General features: G+C 67.3%; 24 protein-coding genes and 3 tRNA genes. 19 read left to right on the top strand and 8 right to left on the bottom strand.

Annotated elements, in window-relative coordinates:
* Nucleotides 1-70 precede the first annotated feature (70 nt).
* From GZ64_RS0108410 to GZ64_RS0108370, 9 genes are all read left to right on the top strand, one after another.
* A tRNA-Tyr gene (locus GZ64_RS0108410) sits at nt 71-155 on the top strand.
* Nucleotides 156-308: 153 nt separating this feature from the next.
* A complete protein-coding gene (locus GZ64_RS19440) occupies nt 309-944 on the top strand; it encodes a DUF2510 domain-containing protein (RefSeq protein ID WP_051667905.1) in 636 nt (211 codons plus the stop codon).
* 39 nt (nt 945-983) lie between these two features.
* Complete coding sequence (locus GZ64_RS0108400) at nt 984-1,475, top strand: FBP domain-containing protein (protein WP_021199015.1); 492 nt, start codon at nt 984-986, stop codon at nt 1,473-1,475.
* Nucleotides 1,476-1,521: 46 nt separating this feature from the next.
* Complete coding sequence (locus GZ64_RS0108395) at nt 1,522-2,322, top strand: enoyl-CoA hydratase/isomerase family protein (RefSeq protein WP_029265908.1); 801 nt, start codon at nt 1,522-1,524, stop codon at nt 2,320-2,322.
* 117 nt (nt 2,323-2,439) lie between these two features.
* Nucleotides 2,440-3,459: a hypothetical protein gene (locus tag GZ64_RS0108390; RefSeq protein ID WP_051667904.1), complete on the top strand. Its 1,020-nt coding sequence runs from the start codon at nt 2,440-2,442 to the stop codon at nt 3,457-3,459.
* The gene (locus GZ64_RS0108385; protein WP_029265904.1) at nt 3,456-4,256 is read left to right on the top strand and encodes an inositol monophosphatase family protein; all 801 of its coding nucleotides are present in this window, start codon (nt 3,456-3,458) and stop codon (nt 4,254-4,256) included. The genes GZ64_RS0108390 and GZ64_RS0108385 overlap by 4 nt, the downstream gene beginning before the upstream one ends.
* 121 nt (nt 4,257-4,377) lie before the next feature.
* On the top strand, nt 4,378-5,586 hold the full coding sequence (locus tag GZ64_RS0108380; protein ID WP_029265902.1) for a M23 family metallopeptidase: 1,209 nt from the start codon (nt 4,378-4,380) through the stop codon (nt 5,584-5,586).
* A 68-nt stretch (nt 5,587-5,654) separates the two neighbouring features.
* Nucleotides 5,655-5,726, top strand: a tRNA-Thr gene (locus GZ64_RS0108375).
* 35 nt (nt 5,727-5,761) lie between these two features.
* Nucleotides 5,762-5,835, top strand: a tRNA-Met gene (locus GZ64_RS0108370).
* Nucleotides 5,836-5,892: 57 nt separating this feature from the next.
* On the opposite strand, the gene GZ64_RS19435 is transcribed toward GZ64_RS0108370, so the two are convergent.
* The gene (locus tag GZ64_RS19435) at nt 5,893-6,603 is read right to left on the bottom strand and encodes an META domain-containing protein (RefSeq protein WP_051667903.1); all 711 of its coding nucleotides are present in this window, start codon (nt 6,601-6,603) and stop codon (nt 5,893-5,895) included.
* Nucleotides 6,604-6,764: 161 nt separating this feature from the next.
* Between GZ64_RS19435 and GZ64_RS0108360 the strand changes: the two genes are divergently transcribed.
* Nucleotides 6,765-7,829, top strand: coding sequence for a zinc-binding alcohol dehydrogenase family protein (locus GZ64_RS0108360; RefSeq protein WP_231479853.1), 1,065 nt, complete (start codon nt 6,765-6,767; stop codon nt 7,827-7,829).
* Here GZ64_RS0108360 and GZ64_RS0108355 read toward each other — a convergent pair.
* From GZ64_RS0108355 to GZ64_RS0108335, 5 genes are all read right to left on the bottom strand, one after another.
* The gene (locus GZ64_RS0108355; protein ID WP_021199032.1) at nt 7,818-8,606 is read right to left on the bottom strand and encodes a CPBP family intramembrane glutamic endopeptidase; all 789 of its coding nucleotides are present in this window, start codon (nt 8,604-8,606) and stop codon (nt 7,818-7,820) included. The genes GZ64_RS0108360 and GZ64_RS0108355 overlap by 12 nt on opposite strands.
* Nucleotides 8,603-9,430: a CPBP family intramembrane glutamic endopeptidase gene (locus GZ64_RS0108350; protein ID WP_029265894.1), complete on the bottom strand. Its 828-nt coding sequence runs from the start codon at nt 9,428-9,430 to the stop codon at nt 8,603-8,605. The genes GZ64_RS0108355 and GZ64_RS0108350 overlap by 4 nt, the downstream gene beginning before the upstream one ends.
* An 88-nt stretch (nt 9,431-9,518) precedes the next feature.
* Nucleotides 9,519-9,827 (bottom strand): hypothetical protein, encoded by a 309-nt coding sequence (locus GZ64_RS0108345; RefSeq protein WP_029259824.1) that lies wholly within the window; start codon nt 9,825-9,827, stop codon nt 9,519-9,521.
* A gap of 105 nt (nt 9,828-9,932) precedes the next feature.
* Complete coding sequence (locus GZ64_RS0108340) at nt 9,933-11,612, bottom strand: MDR family MFS transporter (RefSeq protein WP_029259825.1); 1,680 nt, start codon at nt 11,610-11,612, stop codon at nt 9,933-9,935.
* Nucleotides 11,613-12,251: a TetR/AcrR family transcriptional regulator gene (locus tag GZ64_RS0108335; protein ID WP_021199036.1), complete on the bottom strand. Its 639-nt coding sequence runs from the start codon at nt 12,249-12,251 to the stop codon at nt 11,613-11,615.
* 178 nt (nt 12,252-12,429) lie between these two features.
* Between GZ64_RS0108335 and GZ64_RS0108330 the strand changes: the two genes are divergently transcribed.
* From GZ64_RS0108330 to GZ64_RS0108310, 5 genes are all read left to right on the top strand, one after another.
* Nucleotides 12,430-12,870: an Asp23/Gls24 family envelope stress response protein gene (locus GZ64_RS0108330; protein ID WP_231479852.1), complete on the top strand. Its 441-nt coding sequence runs from the start codon at nt 12,430-12,432 to the stop codon at nt 12,868-12,870.
* 59 nt (nt 12,871-12,929) lie between these two features.
* A complete protein-coding gene (locus GZ64_RS0108325; protein ID WP_029259828.1) occupies nt 12,930-13,103 on the top strand; it encodes a CsbD family protein in 174 nt (57 codons plus the stop codon).
* 120 nt (nt 13,104-13,223) lie between these two features.
* Entirely contained in the window at nt 13,224-13,790 is a 567-nt protein-coding gene (locus GZ64_RS0108320; RefSeq protein ID WP_021199039.1) for an RNA polymerase sigma factor, read from the top strand.
* Nucleotides 13,787-14,407, top strand: coding sequence for an Asp23/Gls24 family envelope stress response protein (locus GZ64_RS0108315; RefSeq protein WP_021199040.1), 621 nt, complete (start codon nt 13,787-13,789; stop codon nt 14,405-14,407). Before GZ64_RS0108320 ends, GZ64_RS0108315 begins: the two co-directional genes overlap by 4 nt.
* Nucleotides 14,407-14,766 carry a hypothetical protein gene (locus GZ64_RS0108310; protein WP_029259830.1) on the top strand — a complete coding sequence of 120 codons (360 nt, stop codon included), beginning with the start codon at nt 14,407-14,409 and terminating at the stop codon, nt 14,764-14,766. Before GZ64_RS0108315 ends, GZ64_RS0108310 begins: the two co-directional genes overlap by 1 nt.
* 66 nt (nt 14,767-14,832) lie before the next feature.
* Here the strand turns inward: GZ64_RS0108310 and GZ64_RS0108305 are convergent, their stop codons facing one another.
* Complete coding sequence (locus GZ64_RS0108305; RefSeq protein WP_029265890.1) at nt 14,833-15,681, bottom strand: SDR family oxidoreductase; 849 nt, start codon at nt 15,679-15,681, stop codon at nt 14,833-14,835.
* A gap of 93 nt (nt 15,682-15,774) precedes the next feature.
* Between GZ64_RS0108305 and GZ64_RS0108300 the strand changes: the two genes are divergently transcribed.
* The 4 genes from GZ64_RS0108300 (at nt 15,775) to truA (ending at nt 19,149) form a co-directional block, all read left to right on the top strand.
* A complete protein-coding gene (locus GZ64_RS0108300; protein WP_021199043.1) occupies nt 15,775-16,140 on the top strand; it encodes a winged helix-turn-helix transcriptional regulator in 366 nt (121 codons plus the stop codon).
* Between the two features lie 99 nt (nt 16,141-16,239).
* Nucleotides 16,240-17,781: an APC family permease gene (locus GZ64_RS0108295; RefSeq protein ID WP_021199044.1), complete on the top strand. Its 1,542-nt coding sequence runs from the start codon at nt 16,240-16,242 to the stop codon at nt 17,779-17,781.
* Nucleotides 17,782-17,783: 2 nt separating this feature from the next.
* Nucleotides 17,784-18,251, top strand: a complete 468-nt coding sequence (gene rraA / locus GZ64_RS0108290) for a ribonuclease E activity regulator RraA (RefSeq protein ID WP_029259832.1) — start codon at nt 17,784-17,786, stop codon at nt 18,249-18,251.
* Between the two features lie 43 nt (nt 18,252-18,294).
* Complete coding sequence (gene truA, locus GZ64_RS0108285; protein ID WP_029265888.1) at nt 18,295-19,149, top strand: tRNA pseudouridine(38-40) synthase TruA; 855 nt, start codon at nt 18,295-18,297, stop codon at nt 19,147-19,149.
* A gap of 120 nt (nt 19,150-19,269) precedes the next feature.
* Here the strand turns inward: truA and GZ64_RS0108280 are convergent, their stop codons facing one another.
* Nucleotides 19,270-19,557, bottom strand: a complete 288-nt coding sequence (locus tag GZ64_RS0108280; protein ID WP_028501988.1) for a WXG100 family type VII secretion target — start codon at nt 19,555-19,557, stop codon at nt 19,270-19,272.
* Nucleotides 19,558-19,668 lie beyond the last annotated feature (111 nt).

The following is a 19,668-nucleotide window of genomic DNA, read 5'->3' as shown; positions in this document are numbered from 1 at the left end:
ACCCGCCTCCGACAGGTATGCTTGTCTCTCGTGCCCCCGGTTGGCTGTCGAAGTCGGACGGGTGCGCTCTGGCGAGTTACCCAAGCGGCCAAAGGGATCTGACTGTAAATCAGACTGCTCTGCATTCGGGGGTTCGAATCCCTCACTCGCCACCATCCATCACCTCCGCGGAAGACTGCGGAAATCCGAAGGCCCACGCGATCACCGCGGGGGCCTTCTCTCATCCCCGCCCCCGGACGCCGCCACCATGAATAGGGTGGTCACATGCTCCAGACGATCCGCGCCCGCGTCGACCTCGGAGAGCGATCATGAGCGCCCCCGCCGGGTGGTACACCGATGACCAGGGTGCGACGCGATGGTGGGACGGATCCCGATGGGATGGCGAGGCGCCGACCCCCGTGACGTCGGGGGAGTCCCCGTCGGTCCCGGAGGGAACGAGCGCGAACACCGTATGGGTGTGGCTGATCGTGCTCCTCCCGGTGCTCAGCGCGATCGCCGCCATCGGATACCTGGTGCAGATGCAGCAGGGGATGTTCGACATGCTCGCCGTCGTCCCGCTGGACGGCTCGTCGTCCCTCGACGTGGAGAGATTCATCGCCGCGGAGATCAACGCCTTCCTCACGCCGTGGTACCTGGTCCTGACGCTGTCGGGCTGGACGATCTACGGGCTCTCCGTCTGGTTCGCCGCCCTCGATGCCCGCGAGCTCGCCGGCCGAGGGTTCTCCCGACCTTTCCCCTGGGCGTGGACCTTCTTGTCCTCTCTCGTCTACGTGATCGGTCGTCATGTCGTGGTCCGTCGACGGGGAGGACGGGGGTCAGCACCGCTGATCGTGATGATCGCCATCCAGGTCGTCTTTCTTCTCGCGGCGTCCGTCTGGGCATCGGTGTTCGCGGCTCAGCTGTTCGAGACGGTCTTCTCGATGGTCACGATGCGGCGGATGTGACGTGGCCCCGCGAGTGCGAACGGTTCATAGACTGGACTGATGCGACCGCTCACCGAAGCCGAAGTCCGGGCCTCGTTCGTCAATGCGGATGCCGACGAACTGCGCCTCATGGAGATGCCGCACGACTTCCTCCTCGTCGACTGGGACTATCTCGACTTCTTCGCCTGGCAGGATCCCGGCGCGAGTCGCCGTGGCTATGTGCTGATCCCGCACGACGAGGAGATCGTCGGTATCGTGCTGCGCGCGACGGATCCCGGACGTGCGCGTTCGGGCATGTGCAACATCTGTCACACGATGCAGCCCGGCAATCAGGTCGCGCTCCTCTCCGCACGTCGGGCGGGGGAGGCGGGGAAGCGCGGCGACTCGTTCGGCACCTACATGTGCGCCGACCTCTCCTGCCACGAGAACGTGCGTCTCGCCCACCCGCTCGCACCGAACGAGGTCAGGACTCCGGGGCAGGTCGACTTCCGCCTCGACGGCACGCGTCGCCGCATGGAGAGCTTCGTCTCGCAGGTCTGGGAGCGGGTCTGATCGCGGTTACGCTGGTCCCACACGTCCTGCGCTCGAAGGAGAAGCCATGAGTGATGCCATCCTGTTCGCCGTCGAAGAGGGATTGGCACAGCTGACGCTGAACCGCCCCGCTCGCCTCAACGCCTTCAACGCCGACCTCGCGCACGCCTGGAAGGACGCGACGGCCGAGGCGACGTCGAGATCCGATGTGAAGGCGATCCTGATCGATGCCGTCGGTCCCGCTTTCTGCGCCGGGGGCGATGTGATCGACATGGCGACGACGATGGGGGCTTCCGGCGCAGAGATCACCGCGCTCGCCGAGGTCATCAACGCCGGCATCCGCTCGTTGACGGAATCGGGGGTGCCCGTCGTCGCCGCTGCCCACGGCACCACGGCCGGCGGCGGTCTGGGGATTCTGCTGTGCAGCGACTATGCCGTGGTCGGCTCGCGATCGAAGCTCGGCAGCCTCTACGCGAACATCGGTCTGACCCCGGATCTGTCGGTCTCCGCTCAGCTCGCCCGTGCCGTCGGTCAGCGCCGTGCCCTGCAGCTCGTGCTGCAGGATCGACTGCTGTCGTCGGCGGAGGCTGTGGACTGGGGTCTCGTCGCCGAGGCCGTCGAAGGTGCGGACGCCGTCTCCGAGGCGGAACTGGTGCGTGCTCGCGGTGAGGAGATCGCGCGATTCTGGTTGGCGGGCGCCGCAGACGCCTACGGCCAGGCGAAGCGGCTGGTGCGATCGCAGCCGGAGCGCACGTTCGTCGAGCAACTGAGTGAGGAGGCGCGTTCGATCGGAGCAGCCCTGGAGACGCCGGATGCGCAGGCCAGAGTCGCAGCCTTCGCCGCAGCATCGGCGAAGAAAGCCGGCTGACCTCTCCTCCACAGAGGCAGAGATCGGGAAAGGTCTTCGGCGACGAGGGCGGCGCCCGTGGCATCTGCGGGCGCGCGTGGCAGGATGAAGGCATCGCCGCACGACGAGAGGATCGCCATGTCCCAGCCGGACATCACCACGCATCAGACGCAGGGTGAGAAGAAGAACATGTCGCTGCTCATCAGGGGTTCCCTGTGGATCGCCATCGGGGCTCTGATCGCCGCGGCGCTCGTGTGCGTCATCTGGGTGCTCATCGGCGATCAAGATGGTCTGATCGGCCGGGCGTTCCTCACGATTCTGCTGCTCGCAGCGTTCGCCGGCATCGCGATCCTCGAAGCTGGTCTCGCGCCGAACCGTCCCGACTGGCTCCAGCTGGCGAGCATGGTGAGCTGGATCATCGCGCTCCTCGTCGGAGCCGTGAAGATCTGGCTGCCGGAAGACGGCTTCTACTTCGGTGCCGAGCGCTTCTTCCAGCTGCTCCTCGTGATCGGCATCCTTCAGCTCGCCCTGCTGCACGTGCGCCTGTTCACTCCCGCGGCGCAGCGATACGTCACAACATTCACGCGGGTCATCTACATCGTCACCATCACGTTCCTCGCTGGCCTCGTCGGCATGCTCGTGTTCTTCCTGGCGTTCCCGAACACGTTCCACTACGGCGAGCTCTACTGGCGTATCGTGGTCGCGCTGACGATCCTGGTGGCCGTCGGCACGACGCTGATCCCACTGCTGAACGCGCTCTTCGCTCCCAAGAAGAAGACGCCCGCCGATCGCGCTGTGGCCTCGCCGCCGTCCTGGCCCACCTACGCAGACGGCATCACCCCGCTCCCGGCGCTTCCCGACGCATCGCCCGACTGGAACGCCTACTACACGGGTTACCCGACCGTCGTGCCGCCGCAGCAGGCGCTCGCCGCAGCGCCGGTCTCGAGTTTCCCGGTCGCGCCACAGCCCACATCGCCACAGCCCACATCGCCACAGCCCGCTGCTCCGCAGTTCACGCAACCGGTCGCCTCGCCGCAGGTGGCTCCGGGAGAGCATCCGGTGCCACCGGCGCCGGCCGCGCAGCCGACGGCTCCTCCGCAGGAGACCTTGCCGGCCTTCCCTCCGCCTCCCCCCGCCCCGCAGCGGCCTGCCCAGTGACACTCGAACTCGAGCTCGAGCTCCTCGAGCTCGCGAGTGAGATCGCGGAAGAAGCCGGACGGCTCGCGCGCACGCGTCGACAGGAGGGGGTACGTCTGGCGGCCACCAAGTCGTCGCTGGCCGATATCGTCACCGAAGCCGATCGTGAGGTCGAGGCGCTCATCCGCGAACGCCTTCGGGCCGCGAGGGCCGACGACGGTTTCCTGGGGGAGGAGACCGGTGCCGAGGCCGGCAGCAGCGGGATCACGTGGGTCGTCGATCCGATCGACGGCACCGTCAACTATGCATACGGCATCCCGGCGTACAACGTGAGCATCGCCGCCGTCCGCGGCGATCCCGATCCGGAGACCTGGGAAGCACTCGCCGGTGCGGTCAACGCCCCCGCGCTCGGCGAGATGTTCACGGCCGCCCGCGGCCAGGGCGCGTGGTCGAACGGCGACCGTCTCGAGGTGACCGGAGAGACCCCGGCCGGAGCGCTGCTCGCCACGGGGTTCGGCTACGACCCGACCACGCACGAGGGCGACATCGCCACCGTGGGGCGGGTGATGCCGATGGCCCGGGATCTGAGACGCATGGGAGCCGCAGCGCTCGACCTCGCCTTCGTCGCGGCGGGGCGACTGGACGGATACTTCGAGCGGGGGCTTCGTCCGTGGGACTTCGCCGCCGGCGCCCTCCTCGTCGAAGAAGCGGGTGGCGTGGTGTCGCGCATCGACATCGACTCCCCGCGTCCGATGCTGCTCGCGGGCGGGGTGGAAGTGCACTCGCGACTGCGCGCCATCCTCGACCAGAAACATTGAACGATTCATGGCATTCCCAGACTGATCGAGATATGGTTTATGCGATCGTTACTTTCGCCACCCGAAGGTGAAAGTCAAAGTTTGCGCCCCCCGAGCTTGACGCACGACCGAGAGAAACGCTTTGCCCTTCGAGACTTCCCAGGCTGCCTCTGCGCCCACGCGCCGGTCCAGCCGACTCCGCACTGCGGCCTCTGAGGCCCCCGCGGCGGGACCGACGGCACCCATCTCTGCCGCCGAATCCGCCGCCGCGCCCACTGCCGCCGCCCCCACTGCCGCGGTCGACGCCACTGCCGTCGCCCTGGCCGCTGTCGCCCCGCTTTCCCGGCGTGCCGCCCGTCAGCGCCCCACGGCCGACGACGTCGCCGCCGAGCCGCTGGTCGAGCCCTTCATCGCTCCGAACCCGGAGCAGATCATCGCCGATGTTCCCGACGTGCCCGGCGACGACGCCGACGCGTTCGAGCGTGCGTCCCGCGCGTTCCGTGTGACCGGTTCCGTTCCCACCGTCTCCGCAGCCGACCGTGCGCGGGCGCAGTCGGCGCGCGCCTCCGACGACGAGCCCGTCGCCGCCATGCATGTGGCCGCCCGTCGTCCCCGCAACATCCGCAAGGCCGTGACTCTCAGCGCGACCGTCGGGGTGATGAGCCTCGCCGGTCTCCTCGCGGTGTCCATGACGCTCCCCGCCGAGGCGGTCGCCGGCGTGCAGGGTGCTTCGGCGGCATCGATGTCGCTGGTGTCGTCCTCCGCCGGAGAAGCGAAGGACACGGCCGAGGGTGAGATCCAGGCGTTCGTCGCGCCATCCGGTGTCGAGAGCGAGGCGCTCACCCGCGCCGATGACTTCAGCACGGTCTCGCTCGCCGAGGTCGCCGCGGAGCAGGGCATCAACTATTCGGGCGAGATCTTCACGAACGACCCCGACGCCGCGATCCAGTGGCCGTTCCTCGTCGGCGTGGGTATGAGCTACGGCTACGGCATGCGCAGCGGCCGCCTCCATGAGGGCATCGACTTCGTGCCGGGCAACGGCGCGCCGATCCAGGCCATCGCCGACGGCACGGTCCGCATCGCGACCGAACAGGGCGGTGCCTTCGGTGTCACGGTCTACATCGACCACGTCATCGATGGCCAGGTCATCACGAGCCACTATTCGCACATGCAGTACGGGTCTCTGAACGTCAAGGCCGGCGACACGGTGACGGTCGGCACTGTCGTCGGCAAGACCGGAAACACGGGCCGTTCCTACGGCGCCCACCTGCACTTCGAGCTCATCGTCAACGGATCGACCATCGACCCGATGCCGTGGCTCAAGGAGAACGCGGGTCGAACGTCGTACTGACCGGCTCGATTTCATGAGGACGCCACAGTGATGGTATTCTCGTACGGTTGCCCCGCGAGGGGCAGCACGCCCCGATAGCTCAGTGGCAGAGCACTTCCATGGTAAGGAAGGGGTCGTCAGTTCAATCCTGACTCGGGGCTCGCAAGCATTCTTCTCACGCGGACGGATGCCTCGCGGCAGGGTAGCTCAGCTGGTTAGAGCGCACGACTCATAATCGTGAGGTCGCGGGTTCAAGCCCCGCTCCTGCTACAGAACGAAACCCCGGTTCGCCGGGGTTTTTCTGGTTCCCGGGGTGCGATCCGAGCCTCAGCGCGCCGGTTGCAGGCCTCCGATGGGTGAGTCCATATCGCCGTTGACGTACATGTACCCGTCGACGATGTCGGCCGAGCGACCGACGCTCAGCCAGGTGTCGACGCCGTCGCACACGTTCGTCGTCTGGGGGATGAGCGCTTCCAGGTCGATCCTGCCGGAGGAGTCCTGCGTCCATCGGCCGCTCAAGTCGTTGCATCCGTCGTTGCCGTCAACCGTGCCGTCGGCGGAGAACCGCAGGTACGGGGTGCCGCCGACGCTCGCCTCCCAGTCTCCGACGGGGTCGGGGAGCGGCGGTGGCGTCTCGACCGGAATCTCGCCGCTCGCGATCCGGTCGTTCCGCTCGTGCATCGGGGCCAGGCCGACCTGGAACAGGATGCTGGTCACGATCGCCGACAGCAGGACGAGGACGACGCCGAGCAACGGGCCCCAGTACGCGGGCTTCCTCGTGCGTCGGGACACCACGGCGACGACCACCGCCGCGAGGACCGAGGCCCCGATCGCCCACGGATAAGCGGCGCGGGCGCCGAAGGCGAGATCCAGATCGCAGTCGCCTTCGCAGCCGACAGCGCTGAACGACTCGAGGATCTGCGCAAAGTACGTCACGAGGAGGATCAGAGGGATGAGGATCCACAGGCTGACCGCGAGTCCGCGCCGATCCGACCGTTCCTGGTCCGCTGTTCCGACCGAGGAGTTCGCCGCGCGCATGCCGTTGAATGTAACAGCCTCGCTGCTGGGTATCGCGATTCGGCGCTCCTTGCGGCGGGAACGCTCCGCCGAGGTCGCCCATCTCCACGATGCAGGCCAGTATCTTTTGGATAGCAGGAGCGCTTGCGGGTAACTAGAGTGCTTCGGATAGCGTGACGCGCATGACAACCATGAACACTCCGAACTCCGCCTCCTCGTCGCATCCTCTCCCCAAGCGCATGCCCGCGATCGGCGCCCGCGGTCGGCGTCCCGTGACCGATCCCACGTCCCTCAGCGACATCTCGCTTCCCGTGCCGAACCCCGTCGGTCGAGATCTCCTCGTCGAGGTGCAGGGCGTGTCGGTGAATCCCGTCGACGTGAAGGTGCGCGCCGGCGCTCCCACGTCGGGTGCGCCGCGGATCCTCGGATATGACGCGGCGGGAGTCGTGGTCGCCGTCGGTGACGAGATCACGCGTTTCGCGGTGGGGGATCGCGTCTACTACGCCGGGCAGATCGACCGCCCCGGCACCGACGCCCGATACCACCTCGTGAACGAGAACATCGTGGGTCATGCGCCGCACACGCTCTCGGTGGCCGAGACGGCCGCTCTGCCCCTCACCGTCATCACCGCCTGGGAGAGCCTGTTCGACCGCCTCGCCCTCACCCGCGAGAGCGAGGGCGTGCTCCTGGTGATCGGCGCCGCAGGGGGCGTCGGATCGTTGATCATCCAGCTCGCGAAGGCGCTCACCCGTCTCGAGGTCGTCGCGGTGGCCTCTCGGCCTGAGACGGCGGAGTGGGTGCGGAAGATGGGCGCAGATCACGTCGTCGGCCGTGACTTCACCAGCGAGGTGTCGGCGCTCGCTCCGACCGGTGTCGACTACGTGTTCACGTCGTTCACGCCCGGCAACGTCCGCGCGATCGCCGACGTCATCCGTCCACGAGGACAGGTGGTCTCCATCGACGAGACAGGGGGCAGCATCGACGCGCTCAAGACGAAGAGCGTCACCTGGCACTGGGAGCTCATGTTCACCCGGCCGGTCACCGACCCCGCCGATCACTACCAGCATGACCTGTTGGAGAGCGTCGCCGCCCTCGTCGACGACGGCACCCTCCGCACCACGGTCACGACCCACCTCACCCCGCTGAACGCCGAGACCATGCGTCGGGCGCACGAGATCGTCGAATCGTCCCGCACCATCGGGAAGGTCGTCGTGACCGACTGGCCGGAGGCAGACCTACTGCAGTGAGGCCGACCCGAGCGCGGGGGTGCGCTCGTCCACTCCGCGGATCACGACCCAGACGATCGCGACACCGACGATCCCCACCAGCAGGTAGAGGAGGTTGGCGATCACGGAGACCCCGCTCGGCGTGCCCACCCCCGCGGCGAAGACCGAGAAGTCCCACACGCCGTGCAGCACCATCGCCCAGATGAGCGATCCGGTCACCCGGCGCAGGATGTAGAGCGCCGTCCCCATGAGGAAGGCGGTGCCCACCTGGCTGACGGTGCCGGCGAACGGTGCGCCGAGAAGCACGTTGACGAAGTGCATCACCGCGAAGAGGGCCGAGGAGAGGAGCCACACCCAGACCTCGGCGAACCGGGATCGCAGAGCCGTGAGCAGCAGTCCGCGGTGCACGATCTCTTCCGTGAAGCCGACCAGGAGGAGCACGAGCGAAGCGCCGAGGAACGCACCGCTGTACGCGCTCCAATCGGTACCGGCGAGATTCAGCACGGCGGCCACGGCGACCAGGATCGGTACGAAGATCGGCCAGGTGTGACGGCTGCGCTGCGCCTCGTGGATCGCCGGACCCCACCAGCCGAGCAGGCTCGTGGTGATCGCGAGGAGAATCGTCGCGACGATGAGGGAGAGCCCGGCGCCGAAGAAGAGGTTGCCGGCACTGTCGCCCCATGTGTCGTAGGGGATCCCCGTGGACTTCTGGATCGCGAACACCACGACGATGTAGCCGACCCAGATGACCAGGCCGATCCATACCCGCGGCTGCACGCGGAGCGACGGCGCCGTCATGCGGGGCGCGTCTCGGAGAAGGACGGCTGGGCGTCGCCGACGCGACCGCGGATGAAGAAGATCAGCACGAACCCGGTGATGATCACCGCGATGTTGCCGAAGGCGGCGAAGGCCGTGAGTGCACCGTCCGCGGGATACGCGGACTGCAGGAAGATGCTCGGGTCCGTGCTCGCGTGCAGCAGGATCGGTGCGATCAGCGTGCCGGTGACGCGAAGGGCCAGATACATCAGGATGCCGAAGGCGAAGGTGTACAGGACCTGGATCGCGGTGGTCAGCAGAGGCTGTCCCGAGAGCAGGTTGCCCGCGTGGAGGAGGGAGAACAGCGTGGCCGAGATCACCGCGACGACGATCTCGCGGTAGCCGGCCTTGCGCATCAGGGTCACGACCAGGCCGCGGGTGAGGACCTCCTCCGTCAGCCCGATCAGGAGTCCGGTGAGCAGCCACGTGAGGACGACGTCGACGCCGACAGCTCCATAGTCGATCGTGGCGAACCGGAGGATGTTGAAGAGCAGGACGACGACGATCGCGATCCACATCCAGCCACGGCCGCGGATCGGCTGCCGCGCGAAGAGCTCGCGCCACCATCCGACCGACAGGGTGAAGAGCGCCAGGATCACGGCTCCGATGATCTCGGGCAGCAGGTAGAACACCGCGACACCGGCTGTGCCCGCCGGGTCCTGGACCTGCTCGGCGAGAGGGGTGAAGACCAGTGACAACAGCTGGAACAGGGCGAAGTAGACGGCGGTGAGCAGGAGGGCTCGCCACCAGCCGCCCCTCTCCCAGAAGGTCTTCCAGAAGGATGCGATGGGTGCGGGTGACGACACGGGGACTCCAGGCGAGGTGGGGGACGGCCTACTGCTCGTCAGTCTGGCGCAGACCGACATATCGCGTCCACCTGATCATCACGGCGTGTCAGCGTGGTGCAGACCTTCTGCCGTGCGCGCCGCGGGCCGGGGGCAGGTGGGGGATCGGGATGGGGCGCGTTGCACGGGAGGAGTCCTGGAACCGCCGCACGGCCTCGAGGACGTCTTCGGCGGAGGAGTACCGCAGGGCGAGCGGGAGGTCGCGGCGCCACAGCACCTCCACCTCGGTGGGGGCATCCTCGAAGATCGTGCAGACGACTCTGCGGTGGTCGTTCTCCGGGTACTGCAGATCGTGGATCGCCCAGTCGCTCGCGCTCACCTCGACCAGCGTGAATCTCCGGTCTGGATCGTGCTCCATCATTCTCCTCGCTGCCCCCACGATGAACACTGCTCGATCGGGACGCGAAAGGGGAGCCCCTTGACAGAGAGCCGCCCCTGCCCCAGGCGGGCAAGGGCGGCTCGCTCAGCGCGCGACGGGCCTGGAGCCGGGGTCCGTCGGCCCGGCATCGGTCGTGGCGTCGGCGACGGCCGCATCCGACCGTCCGCCCCCGCGCTGCTCGGCCTCCAGCCGCTCCGCCTCGTCACCGCTGATGGCCTCGCCGCGTGCGACCAGTCCGGCCTGATCCGACAGCGGGATCTGCTTGAGGAACAGCGAGAGCAGGAGCGCGAGCACGATGAATGGGACGAGATACCAGAACACCGGCGCCAGGGCGTCCGCATAGGCGGTGACGATGCCCTCTCGGACCTCGTCGGGCAGGGAGCTGAGCGTCGACGGATCGATCGTCGACGCGGCCTCGGAGGCCGCCTCGGGTGAGGCGCCGGCTCCCGCGAAGACGCCGAGCAGGTTCTCGGTGAGCCGCGTGGTGAATATCGTGCCGAACACCGCCGTGCCGAGGGAGGCGCCCACCTCGCGGAAGTAGTTGTTCGTGCTGGTCGCGGTGCCGATCTCGCCGGCTGGGACCGCGTTCTGCACGACCAGCACGACGACCTGCATGATGAGGCCGAGACCGGCGCCGAACACGAACAGGAACACGCAGATCAGCCAGATCGGGGTCGACGCCGACAGCGTGGTCATCGAGACCATGGCGATGCCGGTGATGATCGTGCCCAGGATCGGATAGATCTTGTATCGGCCGGTCTTCGAGATCGCGATGCCCGAGAAGATCGAGGTCCCCATCAGGCCGACCATCATCGGGATCATCAGCAGACCGGATTCCGCGGCAGAGGTGCCGGAGGACATCTGCAGGAAGGTCGGCACGAATCCGATCGCCGCGAACATGCCGATTCCGAGGACGAGTCCGATCGCGGTGGCGTTCACGAAGATCGGGTTGCGGAACAGGCTCAGCGGGATGATCGGGTCCTGCACTCGCGACTCCGTGATCACGAAGGCGGTCGCTGCGACGACGAGTCCGGCCCCCCAGGCCCAGGTGGCGAGCGAATCCCAACCGAACTCCTTGTCTCCGCCGAAGTCGGTGAAGAAGATGAGGCACGTCGTGGCGATGGAGAGGAAGATCACCCCGAAGATGTCGATCGGCTTCTCGGCCTTCTTGCTCGGCAGCTTGAGCGCGACCAGGGCGATGATGAAGGCGGCGATGCCGACCGGGATGTTGATGTAGAACGCCCACTGCCAGGTGAGGTGGTCGACGAAGTAGCCACCGAGCAGTGGACCGGCGACAGCCGAGAGGCCGAAGACGGCACCGAGCGGTCCCATGTACTTGCCACGCTCATTGGCGGGGACGATGTCGGCGATGATCGCCTGCGACAGGATCATCAGACCACCACCGCCGAGACCCTGCAGTGCGCGGAACACGACGAACATCCAGAAGTCGCTGGCGAACGCGCAGCCGACCGAGGCGAGGGTGAACAGCGCGATCGCGACCAGGAAGAGGTTGCGCCGACCCAGCACGTCGCCGAACTTGCCGTAGATGGGCATCACGATGGTGGTCGCGAGCAGGTAGGCGGTGGTGATCCACACCTGGTGGTCGACGCCGCCGAGCTGCCCGACGATCGTCGGCATGGCGGTGGAGACGATGGTCTGGTCGAGGCTGGAGAGCAGCATGCCCGCGATGAGGGCGCTGAAGATGATCCAGATGCGGCGCTTCGTGAGCAGGAAGGGCGCATCCTTCGTGGCGGTGACGGACATTCAGTGGGCTTTCTGTGACGGCGCGTACAGCGATCGGGCGAGGTCGAGGCGTCGGGTGATGAGGTCGGCGAACGACTCGATGGACTGGTGATGCAGGAGCTGGTCCATGCTCATGCGCACGAGCGCGCCGACGGTGTGCACGACCACCTCGGCGCGCAACTCCGCGTCGGCCGTGTCGTCGGTCTGATCGGAGCCTTCGGCGTCGACAGTGCGGCGCAGGATCAGGCCGACATCGCGTCGTTCGTTCTTCGCGATCTGCTCGAATGCAGCCTTGAGCAGACGCGGCTCCTGCTCGATCACGGCGAACATCGCCGGGGCGTCTTCCACGGGATTGAAGAGCTCGAAGCGGCTGATCGTCAGCTGGATGAAGTCGTCGATGAGGTCGCCGCGGCGGGCGGCGAACTCCTCCTCGAGCGCCTCCTGGCGGGAATCGATCGTCGCGAACCCGAAGACCGCGTTCTCCTTGCTCTCGAAGTAGTTGAAGAACGTGCGACGGGAGACCCCGACCTCGGCGCACAGCTCCTCGATCGTGAAACCGGCGAAGCCCCTCTCCGTCGTCAGTCGCCGCGCGGCATCGGTGAGGGCGCGGGAGGTGTCCCGCTTGCGTTGCTCCCGCAGTGAATCTGCACTCTCGCTCATGGAGTGCAATATTGCACTCTCAACCTTGGAGTGCACTGAGAGTGGTGCGTTGAGCCTTCACGAGAATCTTTTCGACCGATCTGTGACATCTGCCCTCCGGCATACGTCTTAGTGATGGCGTCGCCGACCGCGACCTGCGCACCGCACTGCGGGCGGCACACGGATGAAGGAGCTCACGATGACGAACACGACGGGTGGCATTCAGCCCGAGATCCAGGTCGTCACTCCGGTGCAGGGGGCTGCAGTGGGGACGACCACGATCGAGGATGCGGTGATCGCGAAGATCGCCGGCATCGCTGCGCGTGACGTCAGTGGGGTCCACATGCTCGGCGGGGGCGCCGCGCGAATGGTGGGCGCGATTCGGGATGCGCTCAACACGACCGACCTCTCGCAGGGGATCAGCGTCGCGGTCGGCGAAGCACAGATCACGGTCGATGTGACGATCGTCGCGGAGTATCCGGTGTCGCTGCAGAAGGTCGCCGACGATGTGCGCGCAGCCATCCACCGGGACATCGTCGAGCTGGTGGGCGTGCAGGCCGTCGAGGTCAACGTCACCATCGACGACGTGCACGTGCCCTCCGACGATGACAACGACACGGACGACGCGCCGACCGCATAGGGCGCCTCGTCGAAGACGCGGTCCCGAACTCCGGGGCCGATATGGGAGAAGGAGAAGCCATGAGTGCTGAAGACAAGATCAAGGCCGCTGCGGAGAAGGTCTCCGGCAAGGCGAAGGAGACCGTCGGCAAGCTCACCGACAACGACAAGCTCGTCGCCGAGGGCAAAGCCGAGCAGGCGAAGGGCGACGTCCGCGACGCCGCCGAGAACGTGAAGGATGCCTTCAAGAAGTGACGAGGCGGGGAGAGGCCGCGCGGCCTCTCCCCGATCCTTCCCAGGTGGGTGAGAAATGATCCGATCCGGTGGGGCGACTGTTCCGAACCTCTCAGGGGATCGGGTCGAGGGGTGGGGTAGATGGAAGACGAACGCTTTCGCACAGCGCTCGAACATGCGGACGACGGCATCGTCGCCGGCCGCGCGATGGATGGCGACGTCGCGGCGTTCGCGGTTCTCGTGCGCAGGTACACGCCCATGATGCGGGCGTACACGCAGCGGATGCTGAACGCATCGGCCGATGTCGACGACATCGTCCAGGAATCCTTCGTCACCGCCTGGCAGCGGTTCGGCGAGCTCGACGACCCGACCAAGGTGAAGAGCTGGCTGATGCGGATCGTCAGTCGGAAGGCCGTCGATCGCATCCGTGCGACCCGACCGGCCGTGGACATCGACTCGATCGACCGTCCCGCCCCGCTGCACGCGTCGCCGACCGCGGTCGTCGAAGCGCGCGCGGGCGTCGCGGCGCTCGGTGCCGCCCTGCGCGAGCTGCCGGATGCGCAGCGCGAGTGCTGGGTTCTGCGGGAGATCGGCGGGTACTCCTATGAGGAGATCTCCGAGGAGCTCGACATCCCCGTCTCGACGGCCCGCGGACTGCTCGCCCGAGCACGGAAATACATGATCGTACGGATGGAGGAGTGGCGATGACCGACGACAGAGAGAGTCCCGACGTCCGCCGGCTCGGCCTGGAACCGACCGATCTCGACGGGCACACGCTCGACGAGCTCACCGACTATCTCGATGCGGGGCGACAGCCCGCAGATCGCTCGATCGACGAGTCTCCCGGTTGCCAGCTCGCACTCGACGCACTGACACGGCTGCAGGGGCTCGGTGCCGAGCTCATCGCTGCGGAAGCCGCTGCCGAACCTCCGGTCGACGAGAACTGGGTCGATCGCATCCTCAGTGGCATCGCCATGGATGCGCGCGCCGGAAGGCGCATCCCGTTCGAGTCTCCGGATCCGCAGGTGGATCTCGCGATCACCGAGGGTGCGGTGCGAGGACTCATCCGGTCGGCGGAGAACGCCGTGCCCGGCCTTCTCATCGGACGGTGCCGACTCGACGGGGACGTGACCCGACCCGGGACCCCGATCCGTGTCGAGATCGATGCGAGCGCGCTGCACGGACAGTCCATCCCGAAGGTCGCCGCCGAGCTGCGAGCCGAGGTGGATCGTGGTCTGCGTGCACACACCGAGTTGAACGTCGTCGCGATCGACATCGCGATCAGAGACATCCGGGAGGTGTCGTCGTGGGCGGGGGAGAGCTGATGGATGCACAGGAGCGCGGCGAGCTCGCCGCAGCGATCGAGGCGGTCGTCCGGTCGACGCCGGGCGTCCGCAGCGTCTATCGGTCCGGGTCGTTGATCTCGAACCTGCTGCGTGCGGGGGCCGAGGCGATCGGCGTGCGCACGAACGAGGAGCCGATCGTCTCCGTCGCCGGGAACGGTGACGGTGTGGTCATCGAGGCGACCCTCGGTGTCGACTCCGCAGCGCGTTCGGCGGAGATCCTCCACGCCGTGCAGGCGGCCGTCGATGCGGTGCTCGCGGAGCGCGGCGTCCGCCGTGAGAGCATCACCCTCACCGTCGCTCACGTGCAGGTTCCGGTGCAAGCGCACGCGGCGACCTGACCCAGCGAGGAAAGCCACCGCGTGCCGCCGTCCGGGGGGACGACGGCACGCGGTCTCCCCGCGGGATCAGGCGGAGGCGGCGCGCAGCCCCTCGACGAGCGGGGTCGTCGGGCGGCCGATCAGACGTGCGAGCGTGCCGTCGGTGTCGCCGAGGGCGCCGTTCTTGATTCCGGCGTCGAGCGCAGCGACGAATCCGGCCGTACCCTCGTCGAGGCCGGCGCCGCGGAGCGCGGCGATCTGGTCGTCGAAGCCGAGCGGGACGTACGAGACCTCTCGTCCCGTCACCTCGGCGAACGCCGCGGCGAGGTCGGAGTAGTTCCAGGCGACGTCGCCGCCCAGCTCGTAGACCTCGCCGATGTGCCCGTCCTCGAGCGCCACTGCGGCCGCGGCTTCGGCGAAGTCCTTGCGGCTCGCCGAGGCGACACGTCCGTCTCCGGCGCCGGCGGCGAGCACGCCCGTCTCGGCGGCGCGCGCGAGGTCGGCGGCGTAGTTCTCGGTGTACCAGTTGTTGCGGAGGATCACCGCGGGCAGTCCCGCGGCCGCGATGAGCTCTTCGGTCGCCTTGTGCTCCGGCGCCAGGATCAGGTCGCTCGTGGTCGCCTTCGGGGCGCTCGTGTAGACGAACTTGGAGACGCCGGCGGCCTTGGCGGCCTCGATGACCGCCTGGTGCTGTGCGACGCGCTGGCCGACCTCGGATCCGGATACCAGCACGACGGTGTCGACACCCTCGACGGCAGCGGCGACGGATGCGGGGTCGGTGTAGTCGAGGGGGACGACGCGCACGCCGAGATCAGCGGCCTTGGCCGTGTCGCGGGCTCCGGCGACGATCGACTGCGGAGCGGCTCCGCGCTCGAGCAGGCTGGCGATGATGAGGCGGCCGAGGTTGCCGGTGGCGCCGGTGACGAGGATGGTCATGAGGGTCCTTTCTTAGGTGACACCCTCGACAACCCCGGGGTGGGCGTCCGGCATTCCAATCCGACGGTACCCACTTTGAAGTAAGGTACCCACATGACGGTTAGTTTCGCGCAGATAAAGGAATCGACTCCATTCGTCTTCGATCAGAATTGTGGAACGCGGGTCGTCCTCGATCACATCATGAGCAAGTGGGGAGTTCTCGTGCTCTCCTGCCTGTCCGACGGCACCCACCGTTGGGGTGCGCTGCGTCGGGAGGTCGGCGGGATCAGTGAGAAGATGCTCGCGTCCACTCTGCGCACGCTCGCGGACGACGGGTTGGTCCACCGGGAATCGCTCCCGACCGTGCCCCCGCACGTGGAGTACAGCCTGACGCCGCTCGGTCGCGATCTGATGGAGCGGATGCTGCCCCTGATGGAGTGGGTGGCCGATCATGCTGACGCCATGCTCGAAAGGACCTGAATCGACGGAATCCGTCGTCAAGGCGCATCTTGTGCTTCGGATTCAGATGGTCGAAGAAACCCATTGACGCGATAACCGTGGTGGCTCTACTGTTCTGACATGGCAGCAACGACGCCGATTCATCTGGAACGACCCGACGGCAAGGGTCTGGCTGCGGGAACACTGGGACTCTGGGGGTCGACCGTCATCGGTCTCGCCTCGACGGCCCCGGTCTACTCGCTGGTCGCGACGCTCGGTTTCGTGGTGCTCGCCGTCGGCGCGCAGGCTCCGATCGCCTTCATCATCGCCTTCGTCCCGATGCTCCTGATCGCCTTCGCCTATCGCGAGCTGAACAACGCGGTGCCCGACTGCGGCACGACCTTCACTTGGGGGACCAAGGCGTTCGGCCCCTGGGTGGGATGGATGGGCGGTTGGGGTGTCGCGGTCGCCGGCATGGTCGTGCTCGCCAACCTCGCCCAGATCGCCTCGGTCTACTTCTGGTCGCTGATCGGACAGGACCTCGAGAACAACGACTGGCGCGTCGTGGTCGTCGCCGTGCTCTTCATCGCGGCGATGACGTGGGTCAGCTGGCGCGGGGTCGAGATCGGCGAGCGCATCCAGAACATCCTGCTCGGGATCCAGTACCTGGCGCTCGCGATCTTCGTCGTCGCGGCGCTGTGGCAGTTCTTCGCCGGCACCGCCCCGAACCCGACCCCCTTCGACTGGGAGTGGATGAACCCGTTCGCGTTCACCGACTGGTCGGGCTTCACCGAGGCCATCCTGCTCGCGCTGTTCATCTACTGGGGATGGGACACCTGCCTCGCTCTCAACGAGGAGACCAAGGACCCGAAGCGCATCCCGGGTCGTGCCGCGCTGCTGACGACCGTGATCCTGCTGTTCACCTACGTCGCCGTGACCATCGCGGCCATGATGTACGCGGGTCTCGGCGAGGACGGCACGGGCCTGGGCAACGAGGCGAACGCCGACGACTTCTTCCTGGCGATCAAGGACGGGCTGCTCGGCCCGTTCGGATGGGTGCTGGTGGTCTCGGTGATCATCTCGGCGATCTCGTCGACCCAGACCACGATCCTGCCGACGGCCCGCGGCACACTCGCGATGGGTGTCTACCGTGCCCTGCCCGCGAAGTTCAAGGACGTGCACCCGACCTACAAGACCCCGTCGTTCTCGACGATCGTCATGGGAGTGGTCGCCTCCGTCTACTACGTCGGGATGACGCTGATCAGCGACAACATCCTTCAGGACTCGATCCTCTCGCTCGGTCTCGCGATCGCGTTCTACTACGCCATCACCGGCTTCGCCTGCGTGTGGTACTTCCGCAAGGACCTGACGTCGTCCGCCCGCGAGTTCTTCTTCAAGGGCCTGTTCCCGTTGCTGGGCGGACTCATGCTCACGTGGGCGTTCCTCCAGTCGGCGATCGACATGTGGGACGTCGACTACGGCTACACGGTGCTGTTCGGCATCGGCGGCACTTTCGTCATCGGTGTCGGATCGCTGGCCTTCGGCCTGGTGCTGATGTTCGTCTGGTACCTGTTCCCGCGGTCGAAGCGGTTCTTCCGCGGCGAGAGCCTGAACCGCGAGACCGAGGTGATGGTGCCGGACGAGCCTGCGGTGACGATCCGTTCGATCGACGGAGGCATCTGAGGATGCCGGTCGCGACGGCCGACCTCTACGACCAGCTCGGAGAGGGGATCCAATCCCTTTCGCTGCAGTTGCGCTCGTTCGGGCGCAGAACGGCATTCGACGGGCCGATCCGTACCGTCCGCTGCTTCGAGGACAATGCGATCGTGAAGTCCGTCCTCGCGAGCCCCGGCGAGGGGGCCGTGCTCGTCGTCGATGGCGCCGGATCGCTCGAGACGGCGCTCATGGGCGATCTGATCGCGGCATCGGCCGTTGCGAGCGGGTGGGCGGGCGTGGTCATCAACGGGGCGATCCGGGACAGCGTCGCCATCGACGCGCTCGACCTCGGGGTGAAGGCTCTGGGCACCAATCCGCGCAAGAGCGCCAAGCTCGGCGCGGGTGAGCGCGACGTGACGCTCGTGATCGCCGGAGTGGTGTTCCGGCCCGGGGCCCACCTCTACAGCGATGAGGACGGGATCCTCGTCGAACGCTGAGGGGCGACCGGTGGAGGAGAAGTGCGTGTCCTAGGCTTGCTCCGTGCGCATCCGGCTCGACATCGCCTACGACGGCACCCACTTCCGCGGGTGGGCGAAGCAGCCGACTCTCCGCACCGTGCAGGGCACGTTGGAGGCCGCGCTCGCCCGGATCGTCGGATCCGACGTGCAGTTCGTGGTCGCGGGGCGCACCGACGCCGGTGTGCACGCAAGCGGCCAGGTCGCGCACGTCGACCTGGATGAGAGACAGTGGGCGCGCATCGAGGCCCGGCAGGGACGCGCGCCGCTGGAGCCCGCGGAGACCATCGCCGGTCGCATGAGGGGCGTGCTCGGCGCCTACTCCGACGTCACGGTCACGCGGACGTCGATCGCCCCGGAGGGGTTCGACGCCCGATTCTCTGCGGTGTGGCGTCGCTACCGATACCGTCTCGCCGACGCGCAGGCCGGTTTCGATCCGCTGCGCCGCCACGACACGACCACGGTTCGCGGGCGGCTCGACGATCAGGCGATGGATGCCGCCGCGCGTACGCTCATCGGGCTGCACGACTTCGCGGCGTACTGCAAGCCCAGGGAAGGGGCGACGACGATCCGCACCCTGCTCGACTACCGCTGGGAGCGCGATGCCGATGGCGTGCTCGTGGCGAAGGTCAAGGCCGACGCGTTCTGCCACAGCATGGTGCGCGCACTGGTCGGCGCCTGCGTGGCGGTGGGGGAGCGGCGTCTCGATGTGGACGACCTGGTGGTGCTGCGTGACGCGCTGACGAGGACGAGCGAGTTCAAGGTGCTGGCCGCGCGAGGCCTGATCCTCACCGAGGTCGGGTATCCGGCCGACGCGCTGCTCTCGGCGCGGGCGGAGCAGACCCGCGCGCGACGCGATGACACGCGTGGCAGCGACTGAAGGCGTCGGCGCGCCCAGCAGCACTCGACCTCCCGCGCGGACGCTCGGTGTGAGAGCGGCGCATACGACGAAGAGGGCCGACCGTCGTGGTCGACCCTCTTCGTGAAACCGTGCCGTGTGTCAGCTGCCGGCGAGCTGCTGGTCCAGGTCCTGGATCGCCCGCATCATGCCCAACAGCGACTCGGACATGTCGTTGATGCCGTCGACCGCGGTCTTCAGACCCGTCGTCAACTCCGTGTACCCCTCACCGAACTTCCCCGACGCATGCTGCGTCTTGAAGTCCTCACCCAGAAGAGTGTCCACCTGACCCTTCAACGTGTCCAACTGACCCTGAATGTCATCACGAGCCTGCGACAGCGACGACGCCACCTGCTCCATCTCCGCATAAGACGCACCGAAATCGGCCATCGTCCACACCTCCGCCAATCGAGAGAACCGGACCCCTCCGGCCCGAACAACACCCACCCTACGGCGCACCCACGAACACCGTCGATGGGGACAACTCCCCATCCCCGCACA

The sequence above is a fragment of the Microbacterium sp. Cr-K32 genome (assembly GCF_000708345.1).
Taxonomy (GTDB): Bacteria; Actinomycetota; Actinomycetes; order Actinomycetales; family Microbacteriaceae; genus Microbacterium; species Microbacterium maritypicum_A.
Note: the sequence above shows the minus strand (reverse complement) of the source record. Positions and strands in the feature narration are given on the sequence as shown.

Coding starts and splice junctions, on each gene's coding strand:
- GZ64_RS19440 (WP_051667905.1), top strand. CDS start 309: ATGAGCGCCCCCGCCGGGTGGTACACCGATGACCAGGGTGCGACGCGA.
- GZ64_RS0108400 (WP_021199015.1), top strand. CDS start 984: ATGCGACCGCTCACCGAAGCCGAAGTCCGGGCCTCGTTCGTCAATGCG.
- GZ64_RS0108395 (WP_029265908.1), top strand. CDS start 1,522: ATGAGTGATGCCATCCTGTTCGCCGTCGAAGAGGGATTGGCACAGCTG.
- GZ64_RS0108390 (WP_051667904.1), top strand. CDS start 2,440: ATGTCCCAGCCGGACATCACCACGCATCAGACGCAGGGTGAGAAGAAG.
- GZ64_RS19435 (WP_051667903.1), bottom strand. CDS start 6,603: ATGCGCGCGGCGAACTCCTCGGTCGGAACAGCGGACCAGGAACGGTCG.
- GZ64_RS0108360 (WP_231479853.1), top strand. CDS start 6,765: ATGACAACCATGAACACTCCGAACTCCGCCTCCTCGTCGCATCCTCTC.
- GZ64_RS0108355 (WP_021199032.1), bottom strand. CDS start 8,606: ATGACGGCGCCGTCGCTCCGCGTGCAGCCGCGGGTATGGATCGGCCTG.
- GZ64_RS0108345 (WP_029259824.1), bottom strand. CDS start 9,827: ATGGAGCACGATCCAGACCGGAGATTCACGCTGGTCGAGGTGAGCGCG.
- GZ64_RS0108340 (WP_029259825.1), bottom strand. CDS start 11,612: ATGTCCGTCACCGCCACGAAGGATGCGCCCTTCCTGCTCACGAAGCGC.
- GZ64_RS0108335 (WP_021199036.1), bottom strand. CDS start 12,251: ATGAGCGAGAGTGCAGATTCACTGCGGGAGCAACGCAAGCGGGACACC.
- GZ64_RS0108330 (WP_231479852.1), top strand. CDS start 12,430: ATGACGAACACGACGGGTGGCATTCAGCCCGAGATCCAGGTCGTCACT.
- GZ64_RS0108325 (WP_029259828.1), top strand. CDS start 12,930: ATGAGTGCTGAAGACAAGATCAAGGCCGCTGCGGAGAAGGTCTCCGGC.
- GZ64_RS0108320 (WP_021199039.1), top strand. CDS start 13,224: ATGGAAGACGAACGCTTTCGCACAGCGCTCGAACATGCGGACGACGGC.
- GZ64_RS0108315 (WP_021199040.1), top strand. CDS start 13,787: ATGACCGACGACAGAGAGAGTCCCGACGTCCGCCGGCTCGGCCTGGAA.
- GZ64_RS0108310 (WP_029259830.1), top strand. CDS start 14,407: ATGGATGCACAGGAGCGCGGCGAGCTCGCCGCAGCGATCGAGGCGGTC.
- GZ64_RS0108305 (WP_029265890.1), bottom strand. CDS start 15,681: ATGACCATCCTCGTCACCGGCGCCACCGGCAACCTCGGCCGCCTCATC.
- GZ64_RS0108300 (WP_021199043.1), top strand. CDS start 15,775: ATGACGGTTAGTTTCGCGCAGATAAAGGAATCGACTCCATTCGTCTTC.
- GZ64_RS0108295 (WP_021199044.1), top strand. CDS start 16,240: ATGGCAGCAACGACGCCGATTCATCTGGAACGACCCGACGGCAAGGGT.
- rraA (WP_029259832.1), top strand. CDS start 17,784: ATGCCGGTCGCGACGGCCGACCTCTACGACCAGCTCGGAGAGGGGATC.
- GZ64_RS0108280 (WP_028501988.1), bottom strand. CDS start 19,557: ATGGCCGATTTCGGTGCGTCTTATGCGGAGATGGAGCAGGTGGCGTCG.